At 55.8% G+C, this 3,466-nt stretch carries 2 rRNA genes; both read left to right on the top strand.

Features of this window, described 5'->3' with window-relative positions:
- Nucleotides 1-38: 38 nt before the first annotated feature.
- Nucleotides 39-3,168: ribosomal RNA gene (locus KK617_RS18520) — 23S ribosomal RNA — on the top strand.
- A 179-nt stretch (nt 3,169-3,347) separates the two neighbouring features.
- Nucleotides 3,348-3,464: ribosomal RNA gene (gene rrf / locus KK617_RS18515) — 5S ribosomal RNA — on the top strand.
- Nucleotides 3,465-3,466: the final 2 nt, after the last annotated feature.

Below are 3,466 nucleotides of genomic sequence, written 5' to 3'. Positions count from 1 at the left end.
AGACGCATTGTTTGTGTTTTGTCGTGTTGTGGTTTGTTTGGCAAGCTGTTAAGGGCACATGGTGGATGTCTTGGCACCGAGAGCCGATGAAGGACGTTGGAGCCTGCGATAAGCCCTGGGGAGTTGGCAACCGAGCGTTGATCCGGGGATGTCCGAATGGGGAAACCCAGCTGGAGTCATGTCCAGTTACCCGCGCCTGAATATATAGGGCGTGTGGAGGGAACACCGGGAAGTGAAACATCTCAGTACCGGTAGGAAGAGAAAACAATAGTGATTCCGTGAGTAGTGGCGAGCGAAAGCGGAACAGGCTAAACCGCGTGCGTGTGATACCCGGCAGGGGTTGCGTGCGTGGGGTTGTGGGGCATGTCTTGGTCAGTCTGCCGGCTGGCCGCACAGTAAGAAACTCGAGTTGAAGTCGAAGCCCATTGGAAAGTGGGGCCGTAGAGGGTGATAGCCCCGTAGGCGTAAGGCTCGAGCTGTGTGGGCGTGTACCCAAGTAACACGGAACCCCTGAAATTCCGTGTGAATCTGGCGGGACCACCCGTTAAGCCTAAATACTCCTCGGTGACCGATAGCGGACAAGTACCGTGAGGGAAAGATGAAAAGTACCCCTGGCGGGGAGTGAAATAGTACCTGAAACCGTGTGCCTACAATCCGTCAGAGCCTTCCTTGTGGGGGTGATGGCGTGCCTTTTGAAGAATGAGCCTGCGAGTTTGTGTTGCGTTGCGAGGTTAACCCGTGGGGGGAAGCCGTAGCGAAAGCGAGTCCGAATAGGGCGTTTGAGTAGCGCGATCAAGACCCGAAGCGGGGTGATCTATCCATGGGCAGGTTGAAGCGTGGGTAAGACTGCGTGGAGGACCGAACCCACTTCAGTTGAAAATGGAGGGGATGACCTGTGGATAGGGGTGAAAGGCCAATCAAACTCCGTGATAGCTGGTTCTCCCCGAAATGCATTTAGGTGCAGCGTTGCGTGTTTCTCAGCGGAGGTAGAGCACTGGATAGCCGATGGGCCCGACCAGGTTACTGACGTTAACCAAACTCCGAATGCCGTTGAGTGAGAGCGCAGCAGTGAGACTGCGGGGGATAAGCTCCGTAGTCGAGAGGGAAACAGCCCAGACCATCAGCTAAGGCCCCTAAGCGGTGACTAAGTGGAAAAGGATGTGGAGTCGCAGTGACAACCAGGAGGTTGGCTTGGAAGCAGCCACCCTTGAAAGAGTGCGTAATAGCTCACTGGTCAAGTGATTCCGCGCCGACAATGTAGCGGGGCTCAAGTCATCCGCCGAAGCTATGGCATTCACACGTTAGCTAAGCCGCCCTCGAGGTTGGTTCAGGTGTGTGGATGGGTAGGGGAGCGTCGTGTCGCCGGTGAAGCGCCGGAGTGATCCAGGTGTGGAGGCGACACGAGTGAGAATGCAGGCATGAGTAGCGAATCACGTGTGAGAAACACGTGCGCCGAATGATCAAGGGTTCCAGGGTCAAGCTAATCTGCCCTGGGTAAGTCGGGACCTAAGGCGAGGCCGACAGGCGTAGTCGATGGACAACGGGTTGATATTCCCGTACCGGCGAAGTAGCGCCCATGACGAACCTGGTGATGCTAACCATCCGAAACACCTCTTTGATCCATGCCCTTCGGGGTGTGGGCTGGGGTGCGTAGCGTGGGACCCGAGCTGGTAGTAGTCAAGCGATGGGGTGACGCAGGAAGGTAGTCGGACCACGGCGATGGTAGTTCCGTGGCTAAGAGTGTAGGGAGCCTCCTAGGTAAATCCGGGTGGCTGTGTTGGATCACGATCCTGAGACTTGATGGGGACCCTTTTTGGGGAAGCCGATGATCCTATGCTGTCGAGAAAAACCTCTAGCGAGCTATGAGCCGCCCGTACCCCAAACCGACTCAGGTGATCAGGTAGAGAATACTAAGGCGATCGAGCGAACCATGGTTAAGGAACTCGGCAAAATGCCCCCGTAACTTCGGGAGAAGGGGGGCCGGATCCGTGAACCCACTTGCTGGGGGAAGCGGTGATGGCCGCAGAGACCAGGCCCAAGCGACTGTTTATTAAAAACACAGGTCCGTGCGAAGTTGTAAGACGATGTATACGGACTGACTCCTGCCCGGTGCTGGAAGGTTAAGGGGACCTGTTAGGCAGCAATGCCGAAGCGGAGAACTTAAGCCCCAGTAAACGGCGGTGGTAACTATAACCATCCTAAGGTAGCGAAATTCCTTGTCGGGTAAGTTCCGACCTGCACGAATGGAGTAACGACTTGGGCGCTGTCTCAACCGTGGACTCGGCGAAATTGCACTACGAGTAAAGATGCTCGTTACGCGCGGCAGGACGGAAAGACCCCGGGACCTTTACTATAGTTTGGTATTGGTGTTTGGTTCGGCTTGTGTAGGATAGGTGGGAGACTGTGAAACCTCGACGCCAGTTGGGGTGGAGTCAACGTTGAAATACCACTCTGGTCGTACTAGATGTCTAACCTAGGTCCATTATCTGGATCAGGGACAGTGCCTGATGGGTAGTTTAACTGGGGCGGTTGCCTCCTAAAATGTAACGGAGGCGCTCAAAGGTTCCCTCATCCTGGTTGGCAATCAGGTGTTGAGTGTAAGTGCACAAGGGAGCTTGACTGTGAGACAGACATGTCGAGCAGGGACGAAAGTCGGAACTAGTGATCCGGCGCTGGCATGTGGAAGCGGCGTCGCTCAACGGATAAAAGGTACCCCGGGGATAACAGGCTGATCTTCCCCAAGAGTCCATATCGACGGGATGGTTTGGCACCTCGATGTCGGCTCGTCGCATCCTGGGGCTGGAGTAGGTCCCAAGGGTTGGGCTGTTCGCCCATTAAAGCGGCACGCGAGCTGGGTTTAGAACGTCGTGAGACAGTTCGGTCCCTATCCGCCGCGCGCGTAGGAAACTTGAGAAAGGCTGTCCCTAGTACGAGAGGACCGGGATGGACGAACCTCTGGTGTGCCAGTTGTCCCGCCAGGGGCACGGCTGGTTAGCTACGTTCGGAAGTGATAACCGCTGAATGCATCTAAGCGGGAAGCACGTTTCAAGATGAGGTTTCCCACCCTTCATGGGTTAAGGCCCCCAGTAGATGACTGGGTTGATAGGCCGGAGGTGTACAGCAGTGATGCCTAGCCGACCGGTACTAATAGGCCGAGGGCTTGTCATACAAGCCTCAACATCACAAAACACATCTGTTGTGCGTCAGGGTCTCTACTGAACCCGCAATCGTCATGCTGCTTGTTATTGTTCGCGTCCACTGTCTGGTGTCTGAGACAACACACCATCCCGCTGCCCCCACACTTGACCGGTGGGGACGAGATGCGGGGATGTGTAAGTCAATAGAGTTACGGCGGTCATAGCGAGAGGGAAACACCCGGTCCCATTCCGAACCCGGAAGTTAAGCCTCTCAGCGCCGATGGTACTGCGACCGGGAGGTCGTGGGAGAGTAGGACGCCGCCGGACAT

Source organism: Nocardioides sp. ChNu-99, assembly GCF_029493445.1.
Lineage (GTDB): Bacteria > Actinomycetota > Actinomycetes > Propionibacteriales > Nocardioidaceae > Nocardioides.
This window is presented reverse-complemented; position numbering and strand designations above follow the sequence as displayed.